This is a genomic window from Balneola sp. (assembly GCA_002694685.1).
Taxonomy (GTDB): Bacteria; Bacteroidota; Rhodothermia; order Balneolales; family Balneolaceae; genus Gracilimonas.
This window is the reverse complement of sequence record NZMW01000010.1, coordinates 457,466-472,517: the sequence shown is the minus strand read 5'-3', so window position 1 is coordinate 472,517 and position 15,052 is coordinate 457,466. Positions and strand designations below refer to the sequence as shown.

14 protein-coding genes are annotated in these 15,052 nt (G+C 38.2%); 4 read left to right on the top strand and 10 right to left on the bottom strand.

What is annotated here, in order from left to right; translation table 11 throughout:
• Positions 1 to 8 precede the first annotated feature (8 nt).
• On the bottom strand, positions 9 to 1,733 hold the full coding sequence (locus CL667_11755; protein ID MAL18376.1) for a hypothetical protein: 1,725 nt from the start codon (positions 1,731 to 1,733) through the stop codon (positions 9 to 11).
• Positions 1,733 to 2,998, bottom strand: a complete 1,266-nt coding sequence (locus tag CL667_11750) for a hypothetical protein (protein ID MAL18375.1) — start codon at positions 2,996 to 2,998, stop codon at positions 1,733 to 1,735. The genes CL667_11755 and CL667_11750 overlap by 1 nt, the downstream gene beginning before the upstream one ends.
• 86 nt (positions 2,999 to 3,084) lie before the next feature.
• Between CL667_11750 and CL667_11745 the strand changes: the two genes are divergently transcribed.
• Positions 3,085 to 4,251 carry a hypothetical protein gene (locus tag CL667_11745; protein ID MAL18374.1) on the top strand — a complete coding sequence of 389 codons (1,167 nt, stop codon included), beginning with the start codon at positions 3,085 to 3,087 and terminating at the stop codon, positions 4,249 to 4,251.
• Here CL667_11745 and CL667_11740 read toward each other — a convergent pair.
• The 7 genes from CL667_11740 to CL667_11710 all read right to left on the bottom strand — a co-directional run bounded on the left by CL667_11740 (position 4,243) and on the right by CL667_11710 (position 11,122).
• Positions 4,243 to 5,040, bottom strand: coding sequence for a glycosyl transferase family 2 (locus tag CL667_11740; protein MAL18373.1), 798 nt, complete (start codon positions 5,038 to 5,040; stop codon positions 4,243 to 4,245). The two genes, CL667_11745 and CL667_11740, sit on opposite strands and share 9 nt — an antisense overlap.
• A gap of 185 nt (positions 5,041 to 5,225) precedes the next feature.
• Complete coding sequence (locus CL667_11735) at positions 5,226 to 6,311, bottom strand: glycosyl transferase (GenBank protein MAL18372.1); 1,086 nt, start codon at positions 6,309 to 6,311, stop codon at positions 5,226 to 5,228.
• A 5-nt stretch (positions 6,312 to 6,316) separates the two neighbouring features.
• The gene (locus CL667_11730; protein MAL18371.1) at positions 6,317 to 7,609 is read right to left on the bottom strand and encodes a hypothetical protein; all 1,293 of its coding nucleotides are present in this window, start codon (positions 7,607 to 7,609) and stop codon (positions 6,317 to 6,319) included.
• Positions 7,596 to 8,807: a hypothetical protein gene (locus CL667_11725; protein ID MAL18370.1), complete on the bottom strand. Its 1,212-nt coding sequence runs from the start codon at positions 8,805 to 8,807 to the stop codon at positions 7,596 to 7,598. The genes CL667_11730 and CL667_11725 overlap by 14 nt, the downstream gene beginning before the upstream one ends.
• Before the next feature lie 8 nt (positions 8,808 to 8,815).
• Positions 8,816 to 9,766 carry an aspartate carbamoyltransferase gene (locus CL667_11720; protein ID MAL18369.1) on the bottom strand — a complete coding sequence of 317 codons (951 nt, stop codon included), beginning with the start codon at positions 9,764 to 9,766 and terminating at the stop codon, positions 8,816 to 8,818.
• A complete protein-coding gene (locus tag CL667_11715; GenBank protein MAL18368.1) occupies positions 9,759 to 10,292 on the bottom strand; it encodes a bifunctional pyr operon transcriptional regulator/uracil phosphoribosyltransferase in 534 nt (177 codons plus the stop codon). Before CL667_11715 ends, CL667_11720 begins: the two co-directional genes overlap by 8 nt.
• 98 nt (positions 10,293 to 10,390) lie before the next feature.
• The gene (locus tag CL667_11710) at positions 10,391 to 11,122 is read right to left on the bottom strand and encodes an SAM-dependent methyltransferase (protein ID MAL18367.1); all 732 of its coding nucleotides are present in this window, start codon (positions 11,120 to 11,122) and stop codon (positions 10,391 to 10,393) included.
• A 127-nt stretch (positions 11,123 to 11,249) separates the two neighbouring features.
• Between CL667_11710 and CL667_11705 the strand changes: the two genes are divergently transcribed.
• Both CL667_11705 and CL667_11700 read left to right on the top strand, forming a co-directional pair.
• Positions 11,250 to 12,455 (top strand): ADP-forming succinate--CoA ligase subunit beta, encoded by a 1,206-nt coding sequence (locus CL667_11705; protein ID MAL18366.1) that lies wholly within the window; start codon positions 11,250 to 11,252, stop codon positions 12,453 to 12,455.
• 94 nt (positions 12,456 to 12,549) lie between these two features.
• Entirely contained in the window at positions 12,550 to 12,921 is a 372-nt protein-coding gene (locus tag CL667_11700) for a hypothetical protein (protein MAL18365.1), read from the top strand.
• Positions 12,922 to 12,929: 8 nt separating this feature from the next.
• On the opposite strand, the gene bshA is transcribed toward CL667_11700, so the two are convergent.
• Positions 12,930 to 14,072, bottom strand: a complete 1,143-nt coding sequence (gene bshA, locus CL667_11695) for an N-acetyl-alpha-D-glucosaminyl L-malate synthase BshA (protein MAL18364.1) — start codon at positions 14,070 to 14,072, stop codon at positions 12,930 to 12,932.
• Between the two features lie 220 nt (positions 14,073 to 14,292).
• On the opposite strand from bshA, the gene CL667_11690 reads away from it, so the two are divergent.
• Positions 14,293 to 15,048 (top strand): YebC/PmpR family DNA-binding transcriptional regulator, encoded by a 756-nt coding sequence (locus CL667_11690; protein ID MAL18363.1) that lies wholly within the window; start codon positions 14,293 to 14,295, stop codon positions 15,046 to 15,048.
• Positions 15,049 to 15,052: the final 4 nt, after the last annotated feature.

Below are 15,052 nucleotides of genomic sequence, written 5' to 3'. Positions count from 1 at the left end.
ACTTTAGGTTATTCTAGGAAGTGAAGTCGGTATGAAAGAATAGCTGTGATTGCTAACATTTTTGGAATCACGCTTTTCTTTTCAAAAGTGTATTCTATATCATTCTTGAGTTCTTTATCTAGACTACCTAAGTCACGTTTCTGATAAATCCCGTCTATGCTATCCCTTAGTTTTTGGTTTTCAAGATACCATTGTTCAAATGGGTTCATATTTTTACTTTCGAACCCAATTTTCCTTGCTACATAATTCTTCAACCTGTTTTTAAATGCCAAAGTTTTATGGACTGGGTTATTGGAAGGCTTTGCCTCTGTTGCCGCCCAGTTAAAAGAAGCTAGTTGAGTCTGGCACTCATTCATCCAGTCTAAGTAAATTGCTTGTTTATATTTATACATGTCAGGTATAGACAGGCAATAGCTCAAAAGGTCTTTATCATAAAAAGGGGAAGCTGAATCTCCTAAATGAGAACAAGCCCTGTCCCCATTCATCGTTCCATTAATTTGCCTTTGCTCTAATGAAAACACCTCGGCATCTGCTCCGTTAAATTCATCGTTTTTCATTTTTCGAAGCAATTCAATTTTTGAAGAAATCTGCTTATCAGGGCTAAAGAAAAGCTTACCTAACAAAGCTTCTACATCATTCTCTTTAAACGTAAAAGACCCAAATAAAACATCCCCAATTTGACCTGAATGAATTAAGCCCTTTCCCATTAGATTTGCTTGCTGAATGGCATATTGTTGGTGTGCAGCCCCGTAATAACCTACTAACCCATCATTTGCCTTTACAAAATCATATTCATTGCCTGACAGGTAGTCCCCGCTATTCATGGGAATAAAGTTGTGATTGAAGCCAAGGTCTTCAGCAATCTGTTTGGCGATTTTCTCGTCTGGAGTTTTAGGTTTTGAGAAAGTAAGTGAGTGAATTTTCCCCTTTGTGCATTGAGCACCTAACATCGCGTTTACCCTTGAATCCAACCCACCACTTAATAAAGTGAAATGTTCATATGAATACTGTAAGTCTTTGTTCCATTCATTCTCTACAGCCACCACCATTCGTTCATTAATTCCTTTTATGAATTCACTTTTGTCTGCCTTTCTCTCTGTCTTTTTAATGCTGAAGTACTTCTTTTCATCAACCTCGAAGGAGTCCAGACTAACAGAGGTGATAGTACCATAGGGCAGTTTCTTTATCTCTTTTACAGGGGTAAGGTTGTCGAGCATATATCCGCAGGTAAGCAAGCATCGGAATCCATCAGGATCTGGTGTTATTGACAAACCTGCATCCCGCAGTGATTTTGAAATCACCTTAAGTTCTGATGAGAAAAAGGCTACTTCTTTTTCTTTATTGATATAAAAGTATAATGGCTTGGTTGAAAGGTGATCCGTGAAGATGAATAGTTTTTTCTCCCTTTTATCATACACAAAACCACAAAATTGACCCTTGATATCTTCAATAAATGATATCCCATTCTTTTGATATTCTCTTAGAAAGAATTTCTGGAAATCTTCAGGCTTTGCTGAATATGTAACCCCCTCAAATCCTATTACCAAATGATCGTTTACCTGTTCCAAAAATCTATCCTTGCTAAATTTTGACAGCGCACTTCTTCCATAGGTGAATAGCTCATCAGCATGCTCTTCACTTACTATTCCCGGCTTTTTATAGCTATAAAAATGTTGGTATAGATTATCCCCAAAAACCTTCTTCTTTGATAATAATCCGTAGATACCTGCCATTACTTCACTGGTTTGGTTAAGGAATAAATCCACAACAGGTTGGTTGATTGCACTACTGCACTAACTGCACTAAACAGAATTAAGGCCATATACACACTACCCAAATTTGCTCCAATTATTAGAGCCAAAACTCTTGAAACAAAAAGAGCAATTTCAAAATAGAATGACTTGTTGTGTTCGTTGTAGATGAGGGGAATATAGGTAAGGGGTGATATCAGAAATACTACAAACAGAAATGGAGCCAATATTTGAACAAACTGCCCTGATATGTACCATTCATTTCCGAATACAAATTCAAATATTTGTGGACCGAAAATCGTCAAAATTCCAAATGGAATAATTGAAAGCAGGAACAGGCGTTTGATCGTTTTCTTGATATAACTTCTAAGGTTAACTCCGTCATTAAACATCTCAGAAACCTTTTGACTTACTACCTGATAAAAAGCGCGGCCTATAAGTTGTACAGGTACAACACAAACCATATAGCTTAGCCCATAATAACCTACAGTATCTTCGCTAAAGAAATAGCCGATCAGAATTGGTGTTACACTTAACGAGAGATTGTTCACTAAAGCATGAGGCGCATTTACCTTGAGAAACTTCTCATACTTTTTCATCAAATAGCTGGCTCTCTTAAGCGAAAAAGCAGATGATAAATAGTTATCTACACGACTAAGCTTAGCAACTAAATAAGAGGAGGAAAAGAATTCTCCAGAAAGTTTTCCTACAATCAGCCCACTATTCAATAAACCAAAAAATCCGAAAACTACTTGTACTCCACCTGTGATAGTCGACTTAATGGTTTTACTTACTGAAATTGGCTTGTATAGCTTCTCCCTGTTCAAGGCGTTTTGAGATGCCTGAAAAATAACAAATAGAAAAATATTGACTGGGAGTAAATAGACATATACGCCCATCGACTCAACATTCATTAAGGAGAGGAACTGGTTATCAAAAAAAAGAAGTGCCAAAATTAAGGACAGACATATGCCCGTTGCCAAAATTATTGCGACTTTAAAAAGGTGCTGGGCATTATGCCTACTCTTTGTAATTAAAATCGCATAATCAAACCTTCCTGAAGCAAAAGAACTAAAGAGAGATAATACAGCCAGGTAAATAGTAAATACACCAAAATCACTAGCTCCATACATTCTGCTTATAATCGGTGAAACCAAAACCGGAATAAACATTGAAAAGCTGTTTCCAATAATAAGCGTGAAAATATCTCTTAAATCATTCGGAATTTTTTCGAATATGGCTTTCATTTATTCAGCTTATATTCAATTGTATTTTTTGAGAGTGACTTCAAGGAATGATGCCTGTAATCTGAATTAATAAAATTGTAACAGTTTTGAAAATAGCTTTAATTAGTCACCTTTTCCCAACAGAACTTCATCCTTTTCACGGAAAGTTTATTAAAGATCAGCTTGAACTGTTAAAAAACAACCCAGAGCTACAGGTTGAACTCATAGTACCTACGCCCTATTCAATACCCCTTACACGAAGAAATAAAAAGAACAATTCTATTCTTTCTGGCCCCGCTACTAGCACACGCTTGAAGTACCTTTCTTTTCCTAAAAAAAGATTCCCAACCGTTATTGCTAAATCCATATCAAGAAAAATTAAAGCCAATTTTACAAATTCCTCTTTTGATGTTGTTCATATTCACTGGCTTTATCCAGACGGGTTGTGCATTCCAGCTCTTAAAGAAATGGGGTTTAAGACCATATTAACTATCCATGGCAGTGATTGGTATCAAACCAGAGAAGATCCGATGTTAGTCTCTTTACTTGAAGAAGTGTTACTCCACACCGACCGCATTTTATATTCCGGCCCTCAACTAAAAGCAGACATTGAAAAAGTTTATCCTGAATTAGCTTCAAAATCGGATGTGATATACAACATGGTAAATGAAGACATATATAGGGTAACGGATGAAGTCCAAAAGAAAACATCCCTTAAGGCATTGGGCTGGAATTCCTCCAAAATTAATGCTCTTACTGTAGCAAACATTCGGGAAGAAAAAGGCGTTGATATCCTGACTGAAGCCATACGATTTTCACCAGAACTTAATGGGGTAGATTTTCATATTGTTGGCTCTTCAAGAGAAGATGACTTTAGTAAAGAAATTTTTAAAACCATTAAAAAATCAGATAACATTTTCTATCATCCTCCTGTACCTCCTGATAAACTTTTAACTTATTATCAAGCTGCTGACTTTTTTGTACTCCCCAGTCGCAGAGAAGGTTTTAACGTATCCATCCTGGAAGCTATGAGCTGTGGCTTACCGGTTGTTTGCACAGATGTTGGAGGCAATAGTGAACTTGTTGATAAAATGACGGGCATTATAAGTAAGGAAATTACTCCGGATAAACTGTGCGGTGCAATAAAAGAAATGCAATCTGATTATGCCCGCTTCAATAGTCAGGCTATCCACAAAATGGTAAAGAGTAACTTTGGCAAAAAAGCTTTTTTAAACCGCTTACTCCCCAATTTCAAAAAAGCTTTATTAAAGTAACTTTCTGTAGAACTTCTCTCCGAAAATCTTTCCTACGTAATACCTAAATAATAAAAACCAGAGCTTGAGCTTCATTTTTAGCCAAAATAGGATGCCTACGCTCTTAAACCTTTCATCATGTTTCTTATAAAGATATTTTGCACCATGAATTTTTTTGTCAAAGTTGGTACTTATTTGGTTTATAGATCTGAATTCTTTTGTTAACACCTCATCAACATAGTCAACGGTATATTTTTCAGTGAAACGAATCAGCAAATCATACTCATGGCTTGATTGTAGTTTTTCATCAAACCCCCCTATTTCTTTTACATATTCCGTCTTAAATAGCATAGTTTCAATTCCGGAGACTGCAAACTTTTCCAAGAGTTTTCTATGAACGTCTCCCTTAACCTTGTTTTGCTTAACTATCAGAGTACCTGACCGTTCATCATTAGCATGACAAGTAACCATCCCTAAGCTGGGATCTCTATTATTTTTGAAACAATATAGCTGCTTTTCTAGCTTTTCCGGAAAGAGGATATCATCATCATCCAAAAAGTTAATATATCTGCCTTTAGCCTCACTTATACCTCTATTTCGCGAATAACACGCCCCTCGGTTTGTTTCATTTCTTAAATATTTGACGTTGCTATACTTTTCCACTCTAGATAAAATATCTCCCTCACCCGACGCATCATCAACCACGATTATTTCCACATCATGAAAAGTCTGATTTAAAACAGACTTTACAGCCCTTTCAAGAAGTTCCGGCCTATTAAATGAAGGTATTACTACTGATATTTCTGGCATATTAATTTTAAACGTGAGTAATCTTTTCTTGTAGCTGAAGATACACACCCATTCGAAAAGGAATTCCTATTCTTGTCAATAACCCTTGCATCTTTCCGGTATTGAGCGGTTAGTTAATACGTGTCTTGACTCATCATTCCTTTTCTATGGAAAGAATTGATCAACTCAGCAAAATAAAATCAGTTTCACCAACCTTTGACTTGGAAAACGAATTTTCGGATTGATTGATATAAAAAACCACTGAAGTGTCCAATTTGCATCACAATTATGCTTCCGATAGTATGAATCCATAATGAAAAGACTCCGGGTGAGGATTCCTTAGCTGTCCAACTCTCAGCTTTAAAATTATCACGCTCTTTCAAGACAACACGAAAAGATTCAACCAGCAATATAACTAACAGTAAAAATGAAAAGTTAACTGACTGAAGATTGTTAGCACTGAATAAATCAACCAATAAATAAATCAGTAAGAAGCAGATAAAAAAGAACGGTATTGTCCCTCTGATCGGAGAACTTTTAGGGTGAAGCAATTTTGTTAGTAGCCTGCCCCGACCATATCGAAAATATTGCTTAAATAATCCGGGATAGGAATCTCTAGGATAGTACCAGCTTTTAATTTCAGGACTAACAAAAATACTTTCACTGCCAAATTGTTCAATAAATCTGAGGTTTAATTCAGAATCCTGATTGGTAATATTTTTGGTGCTAAACCCGCCAACTTCTTTTAAATCCTTAGTCCAGAAACACCCAAGAAAAACCGTGTCGGCATATCCTGAGTAATTTTCATTCATGTATTTAGCACCACCATTTCCCAGAAAACTTTTTACCGCTAGTGAAGTACCAGCTTGTACTTTGTTAGACGCCACATAGCGTTGTGAGCCTCCAACATTTTTTGATTTCGTACCCAAAAAAACTTCAATATTCTTGGCTAAATAATCATCTTGATATAGGCAATGCCCATCTGCTCTGAGAAATATTTCACCCTCAGCCTCTTCAATCATTCTGTTAAGGGCAAATGATTGGTACTTCTCAGGGTTTTGAATCAGCTTAATTCGGTCATCATCAATAGCCATTTTTTTGACTAGTTCTTGTGTATTGTCAGAGCTTCCACCATCGGCTACTAAAATTTCAACTAGATTGGGATAATCTGTAGACTGAAAATTAGATATAACTCTCTCAATATGATCTTCTTCATTCAGAACAGGGATGCCGACCGTAACCGATGGCAACTTTTTTGATTCTGCAGTATGATTTTGCTCGTCTCTTATGATAACCTCTAATACTCCTTTGTAGTTTCTAACTTAGCTTTATTGCCTGACGAAGTTTGTACAAATTTATTAGCCACAAATATTAATCCAATCACAACAAATAAGATACTGTTATAATACATTCCGCCTAAAAAGTTATAGAAAACAAGATAAGCAATGAAAGTAGCAAATAACGAGACAGAAATAGCTCTTTCTGCCGTCACATCACCTGATAATTTTATCGAAGATATTGCCGTCTTGCCAATTACATACAATATCCCCATAAATAGGCAGAACCCAATGATTCCCAATTCAGCAAAAACAGCATAAAACTGATTATGTGGTTCGTAGATACCTAAGGTTGTATCAGAGGGGTGGTATGTTTTAAAAACAGTGGAAAACCCTTGAAACCCAATACCCATTAGATAACTATCTAAAATCATATAGATAGCGGTTACCCCAAGCAGTATTCTATATTTAGATGAATCATCTGAAGATCCAGCAAATATATTAATAAATCGTTCTAAGAAACTTAACGTTAACTGCCTGATTGATTCACTGGCTGAAAAAGCCAGCAGAAATGCTACAAACATGTACACCAGTATCCGGTAGTTTTTCGTGTAGTAGATAACTACAAAAGTTCCTATTGCGATGGCAACCCAAGAACTACGAGAGTAGGTTAGCAAAACAGAACCAATTATCAAGCCTATCAACCCAAACAATGCTAACCTTTTCATGAACGACTTCTCCATACTGAAGAATGCCATAAGTATCATGGTGGGTAGAAAATAATTGCTGGCAAAAATATTGGGGTCTAATGCATCTCCCGAACTACGCATTAGTTTTTGCCCCTGATTTAAATAGTTAAATGCTGCAATCTCAGGATTAAGATAAACCTGTGCTAAGTTATAACAAGCAATAATTACTGAAATACCAATAACTGCGTAGCATATTTTTTTCAGCTGCTCAAATGATTGAACACTATCATAAATCAGATAAGTCATTGCAATCAATACTATAAACCGGAATACAAAGAACAGAGCTTCTTCTCTGTCTGGAGTGTAGGTAATAGAAAGAAATATTAATCCTACAAAAAGTATATAAAGTGTCTCCAGGCCATATACATCTATAGTGAAATTGCCATTGATGAGTTTTGCAGCTAAGAAGATTAAAAAAGAAAAGCCCAGACCAATTTGAAAGAGACTTATAGGTAAAAGTGAGCTTCCGTCTTCGCCAACAAAAAACACTCCAGTGATTAGCGCTCCAACTGCGAGCGGTAATACTAAAACAACTCCACTAGAGAGACGATCAATGGTTAGCATTGCTACTAAAGCTTAAAGCTGATGTGAAGGTCCGATACCTTTTGTAGTCTTCCGGATTTTCCTGCTTCCACTTATCAAAATAAATTTTTACAAAGGCTACAACAAAACCAAATAGAAAAGCTGCTATCATTATATAAGCTCTTTTGGGGCCATACTTATATGTTGGCATCACGGGCTTATCGATAATCATCAGTCCTGATGTCGCCTCCTCAAAACTCAGTTTTTGTTGCTCGAATTGTGGGTACAGTACTTTGTAAATCTCTTCCTGCACCATTACCTCTCTATATCTTCTCAAGTATTCAATAAACAATGCCGGCATTTTTTCGACAGGCTGGAAAATATCGAACTGACCGTCCGAAGTCTCTAAGCCTTCACCCGATCCTTTGATCAAATTATTGTATCTCCGGGAAAGAGCCTGTTTTTGTGTCCTTAAATCCGTTAGCCTGGAGCTGTTTTCACCCATCACATCTTGCAAGTAATTTATCTGTATCTCCAGTTTTACAAGCTCGGTTCTAACCTCGGCTATAGCACCAATCTGAGCTTTAGCCTGCTCTTCTACCTCAAGTATTCCATATCTGCTTTGAAATGCCACCAAACTGTCTTCAGCCTCCTCCATATCTGCAAGATTCTGTTCTAGCCTATTCTTTATGAGTAAATAGCCATCTTCAACATTCTTTTTGTTCAATTTTTGAACTTTTGAATCAACTATCTCATAGTATCTTCTTATCAAGTCATAGACACGTTCAGGCTCATCTCCTAGATAAGCGAGCTTTAATGCAATAATAGAGTTAAACCCAATACCTCCTTCCCTTATATCTTCAATTTCAATACTGCTATCAAAAGACTTTCTAAGGGATTCCGGTATGTCAGAACCATAGACTTCAGATAAGTTAAATTCTTCAATCAGCTGATCTTGAATCTCAGTACCTCTAAGCAAAATCAGTACCTGCTCTGCTGAAATACTTCCGCCACCCATTTGTATATCTGCAAGCCCGTTTAGCAGTCCACCTCCAGAAAGGTTAATAGAATTACCATCAGTTACTACAAAAGAAACCTCAGACCGATATGTTTTAGGCCAAACGAAGGCTAAAATCGTACCCAAGATAGTAGCTGTCAGTACAATTATAGCTATTGTCTTTTTTCTTTGAGCCAATGTTGTGGCTACATCAATAATGTCTATTTTTCTCTGATTGCTCATACTTCTTTTTAAACTCTATTTCCGCCACTTAATAAATATAAAATCGCCATTCGTACGGCAACCCCGTTTGTCACCTGATCTAAAATTACGGCCCGATCGCTGTCTGCTACTTCGCTTTCCATTTCTACACCCCTGTTAATCGGACCCGGATGCATTATTTTAAACTCGGGATATTTTTCCAGATGAGAAAGCTTTATTCCGAATCTTTCATGGTATTCCCTTAATGATGGAAAAAACTCGGTTCCCGACTCCTGTCGCTCTAATTGAATGCGAAGTGCCATTGCTATATCACACCACCCTAGTGTTTCTTCTAAATTATAAGAAACCTCTACGCCCATGTCTTCAACATAAACCGGGATCAATGTTTTTGGACCACATAACACCACCTCGGCACCTAACTTTTTTAAGCCGATAATATTAGATCTAACCACCCGACTGTGGGCGATATCACCAATAATGGCCACTTTTTTTCCTGTTAAATCTGGATGGATCGTCTGCATGGTGAACATATCCAACAGTGCCTGAGTAGGGTGCTCGTGCGCTCCATCTCCTGCATTTAGGATGGCCGCATCTACACATTTGGTTAAAAAGTGGGGTACACCCGGACTCTCATGCCTAACCACAACCATATCAATTTTCATCGAGCTGATATTTCGAATGGTGTCTTTCAGTGACTCCCCTTTTTTTGTACTAGAGGAGCTGGTCGAGAAATTGACTACATCAGCACCCATTCTTTTTTGAGCAAGCTCAAAAGAAAGCCTTGTGCGAGTGCTGTTTTCATAAAAAAGATTAACGATGGTCTTATCGCGAAGTGTTGGAACTTTAGGAACCGGCCTATCTAAAATTTCTCTAAAGTACTTGGCTTGTTCCAGAACGTACTTGATATCATCCGCAGAGTAGTCAGCAAGGCCAAGTAAATGCTTTTGTTTGAAATGATAATCTTCCAAGGAACTACTCATTATCTTGAACCTCCACTTCAACTACATACACTGCATCTTCGCCGTCTAGCTCATTCACTTTCACTCTTACTTCTTCATTTTCATAGGTTGGAATATACATCCCCATGTAATCAGCAGAAATTGGCAGTTCTCGGTGACCCCGATCGATCATACAGCAAAATTTGATACTTCTGGGTCGGCCATATGCCATTAAAGCATCCATCGCTGACCTTACCGTTCTTCCCGTGTAAAGTACATCATCTACCAATACAATATCACGGTCGTATAGATTGAAAGGTATTTCGGTTACTTTAACTTCCGGCATTTTTAGCTTAGACCGGTAATCATCTCTATAAAAAGTAACGTCCAGCACACCAAAGTCGATCTTTTGATTAAATGATTTTTCTATTTCATCAACGATGCGTTTACCGATGTGCACACCTCGGGTTTGCATCCCAACAATGGCAAGGCGTTCAGCATCATCATAGCCTTCCAGAAATTGATGAGCAAACCGCAGGTACGTGCGGTTCAGATCTTCGGCAGTCATGATTTGTGCTTTCTTCAAGCGAGATTACCTTCTTTTTTTGATCGCTAAAGTTAGCGGTTGTGAGCAGTAAATGCCAAAGTAAAGTGCTTTCATGCAATCTATTGTTTAGGGCCTAAAAACTCTAATACCACTATCCAGGAATATTTCTTTAAACCAGGCAGAAGATTGAATAACATCTCGTCTAGTTTAGACAACGGGCCATTCATAAAAGAAGCGAATGATGAGATTATTGATGTCAGGTTAAAATGATATTTGTTTACTGATTCAAAGTATTCCTGAGTCATCTCAATATCTTTCATTAATAGGGGGTGCTCGTCATCCGTGCGCATCTTCGGAGTTAGTTTCCGGTATAGATTAATTATCGGGTTATGACCTAGTGGTTCAAAAAAAATAGCCCGCCCGTCTTTCTTCAAGGTTCTGCTTATCTCTTTATATGCAGCACCCAATTCTAAATGGTGAAGAATTCCGGATCCGCAAATCACATCAAATGAGTTCGATTCAAAGTCAAGGTTTTCGGCATCCATAACATAAAACTCGATATCCAACCCTTCTTCTTCAGCTTGCTCGCGAGCTTGATCAATAGCGACATCAGATATATCAATTGCTGTAACTTTCGCACCCATCTTTGCAAGACTAAACGAGGAACTGCCGGGGCCACATCCATACTCAAGTACTTTTTTACCCTTTATATCTCTTTCTATGAGTGAATGATACTTCCCCTTGCTTTCACTAGCCGACTTATAATACTTTTTAGCTGCAGATCTAGTATTCTTTGCAAAGGTCTCATTATGAAACTCTTTTTCACTTTTTAAGCGTTTCTCATTACTCATTTTATAAATCTATATTGTAAAAGGATATCTAATAGCACTGTCATGCTAAAGTTACCTTTCTTTTAGCTCCTAATCTCGGTATTATTGGCACCCGAAAAATCGCTTTTAAATACTTAAAATTGTATCCATGAAAATACACGAGTATCAAGCTAAAGAAATTCTTGAGAAATATAACGTCGCCGTTCCTGCTGGAATAGCCACAACTACTGTTGAAGAAACAGTGAATGCTGCTAAAAAGCTAAAAGATGAAGGTGCTTCACTTTTTGTTGTGAAAGCTCAGATTCATGCTGGTGGACGTGGCAAAGGTCGCACTAAAAAGAACAATGCCAAAGGCGTAATCCTCTGCAAGTCGATTGATGAAGTTAAAGAAGCTGCAGAGTCTTTATTAGGTGACGTACTTGTTACCATTCAGACCGGTGAAGAAGGCCAGCTTGTACAAAAGCTTTACGTAACTGATGGCGTTGATATCAAATCTGAGTTTTACCTTGGTATTTTGATGGACCGCGCGGTAAGCAAGAATGTAATCATGGCTTCTACCGAAGGTGGAGTTGAGATTGAGAAAGTTGCTGAAGAAACTCCTGACAAAATTGTTAAAGAATGGGTTGAACCTGGAATGGATCTTCAGCCAAATCAAGCTCGAAGAATTGCTTTTTCATTAGGACTTGAAGGTGATGCGCTCAAAAAAGGCATTAAATTCATTCAGGCTCTATATAAAGCCTATGAAGAAACCGATGCCAGCATGTTTGAAATCAATCCGCTGATTGTTACTCCAGACAATGATGTATATGCATTGGATGCTAAGGTAACATTTGACGACAACGCTCTTTACCGCCACAAAGATCTTGCTGAATTAAAAGACGAAGCAGAAGAAGATCCTTCAGAGTTAGAAGCACAGAAATACGACCTCAACTACATCAAGCTTGATGGAAATGTTGGGTGTATGGTGAATGGAGCCGGACTCGCAATGGCGACTATGGATATTATCAAGCTATCCGGTGGTGAGCCTGCTAACTTCCTTGATGTTGGTGGCGGAGCAAACGTTGAGACTGTGAAAAACGGATTCCGAATTATTCTTGAAGATCAAAACGTGAAAGCCATCTTGATTAACATTTTTGGTGGAATTGTCCGTTGTGATCGTGTTGCAAACGGTGTTATTGAAGCCGTTAAAGATCCCGAAATCGCTGAAAAGGTTCAGAACGTACCGATTATCGTTCGCCTTCAGGGAACCAACGCTAAGGAAGCAAAAGAGATCATCGATAACAGTGATCTCAATGTAATTTCAGCTGTACTTCTTAAAGAAGCTGCTGAAGAAGTTTCCAAGGTCCTGGCTTAACAAAGCTCTTTTTATTAAACAATTCTAAGCCTGGTCTTATACAGATCAGGCTTTTTTTATTTATAATAGACCTATCAACCATAAATGAATTGTTATGAAGTCATTTGCTATCGAAATCGAATCAATTGCCAAAGGCCCGAAAGAGCTCACGTACCAGCTTCCAATTCAAGCTAAGATTCAGAAACAAATTCCTGGAAAAGATCGCCCTGATTACTTTCTAGCTGAGTTGGAAACGCCTGTTTTTTGGGTTGATGAAAAGCAGGATATTAATACTGAAGTAACCCATCTCATTCTCTGCACAAAAAAGAAGAGCCAGTTTATTGCCAGCGACATGAAAGAGGTTATTGTGGCTATTGCTTATGTAATAAATGACGCCGTGCTTACAGAACATACCCTTGACTTCAAAAAGTGTAAGTATGTTGCAACAGGCAAAGCAAACGCTTTGAAAAAATGGGGTTTATTTTAAAACCGGGCTCAAGCTTTTTCGAGTAATTTCGCGCTTACTTCTTCATAAAATCTCTCATACTCTTCAACCACCACATCCTGATTGAAGCGCTCAGCTTGTTTTCTGGCGTTCTGAGCAAGTGTTTGGTGAAGCTCGGGGTTGCTCAGTATTTTGACTCCATATTCGACCATACAATCGATATCATCAAGATCACACAGATACCCGGTTTCTCCGTGTATGTTAACTTCCGGTAACCCGCCTATATTAGAACTGATAACCGGCACACTACAACTCATTGCTTCGAGTGCTGCAAGGCCAAACGTTTCAGAGCCTGAAGGGATCAAAAACAAGTCTGCGATTGAAAGCACCTCTTCTACTTCTTCAAGCTTGCCTAAAAACCGAACATGTTCACAAATTCCAAGATCACGACATTGCTGTTCTGCTTTCTGCCGGTCCGGACCATCTCCGGCAAGCAGTAGTTTAGCTTCGATACCCGCGTCTAAAATTTTTGAAAAAACAGTAACTACTTCAGGTACACGCTTTACTTTCCTAAAGTTTGATACGTGAACCACTACCTTTTCATCATTCGGGCAAATGGCTTTTTTAAAGTGACTTTTATTCGACTTCTTGAACCTATCCAGATCAATGAAGTTTGGAATCACTTTGATATCCTGTTTAATGTTAAACCGGTCGTATGTTTCTTGTTTCAGAAATTCTGATACGGCCGTAACGCCATCGCTCTTGTCGATGGAAAATTCTACAACGTGTTTGTAACTCGGGTCACTACCGACCAGCGTAATATCGGTTCCATGAAGGGTTGTTACTACCGGGACGTGGATACCCTTTTCCGCCATAATCTGTTTTGCCAGATAAGCGCTTGTCGCATGAGGAAGTGCATAATGCACATGAAGTAAATCCAGATCCTGATATTCGATTAAATTCACCATTTGAGTGGCTAGCGCCAGATCATACGGAGGGTACTCAAATAAAGGATAGGAATTTATCGAAACTTCATGATAGGTTATTCCAGTTTGAAGAGTATCGAGCCGGGCCGGCTTGGCATAGCTCATCATATGTATATTATGTCCCTTTCGAGCCAGTGTTTTAGCTAATTCTGTGGCTACAACACCACTTCCACCAAAGGTAGGGTAACAAACAATTCCTATATTCATTCCAACAAGTTAGAAATATTTCGTTTGATATATTGAACCTAAAAATACACAAACTATTGTAGTGATTAGGAGCTTAACACAAGGTTTAACAGTTTGGTTTCACCGATTATCATTTCAGATTAAAACCCCAATAAAAATCTGTTACATCATTTCTAATCCATGCGCTCAATTTTGTATATTCATTCTTTATTACACCGCAATAATTTGATGATAACTTCCTATGGCAGGACATTCGAAATGGGCGAACATTCGCCACAAAAAAGCTAAAGAGGACGCAAAGCGTTCTAAAGTCTTTACAAAACATATTAAAGAAATCACGGTTGCAGCACGGGAAGGCGGCGGTGATGTCGATGGGAATCCGCGTTTATCACTGGCTATAGATAATGCCAAAGCAGATAACGTGCCTAAGGATAATATTGAGCGAGCCATCAAACGTGGCACCGGTGAAGACTCAGACGGTGCCAGTTATGAAGAGGCAACGTTTGAGGGATATGGTCCGGGTGGAATCGCCTATTTTATTGAAGTGACTACCGACAATAACAATCGAACGGTAAGTGACATCCGTCATATTTTTACCAAACATGGAGGTAATATGGGCACAACCGGATCCGTTGGTTACATGTTTGAGCAAAAGGGCATGATTCAGGTACCATCAGGTCACTTGGATGACGAAGAGTTTATGCTTGAAGCTATTGATGCCGGAGCAACAGATGTAGATACTGATGATGAAATGTTTGTCGTTTATACTACTCGTGAAGAACTTTTTGATGTGCGAAATCGTCTCGAAGAAGCCAATTATGAAATTGAAAATGCAACATTGATTCGGGAAGCCGTAACCGAAACTAAAGTTGATGAAGATACGGCCATTTCAAACCTGAAGATGATGGATAAGTTTGAAGAGAATGATGATGTCAACAATGTGTTTACTAACATGCTGATGGACGAAGAAACCGTAGCCTTAGCTGAAAACCTATAATATC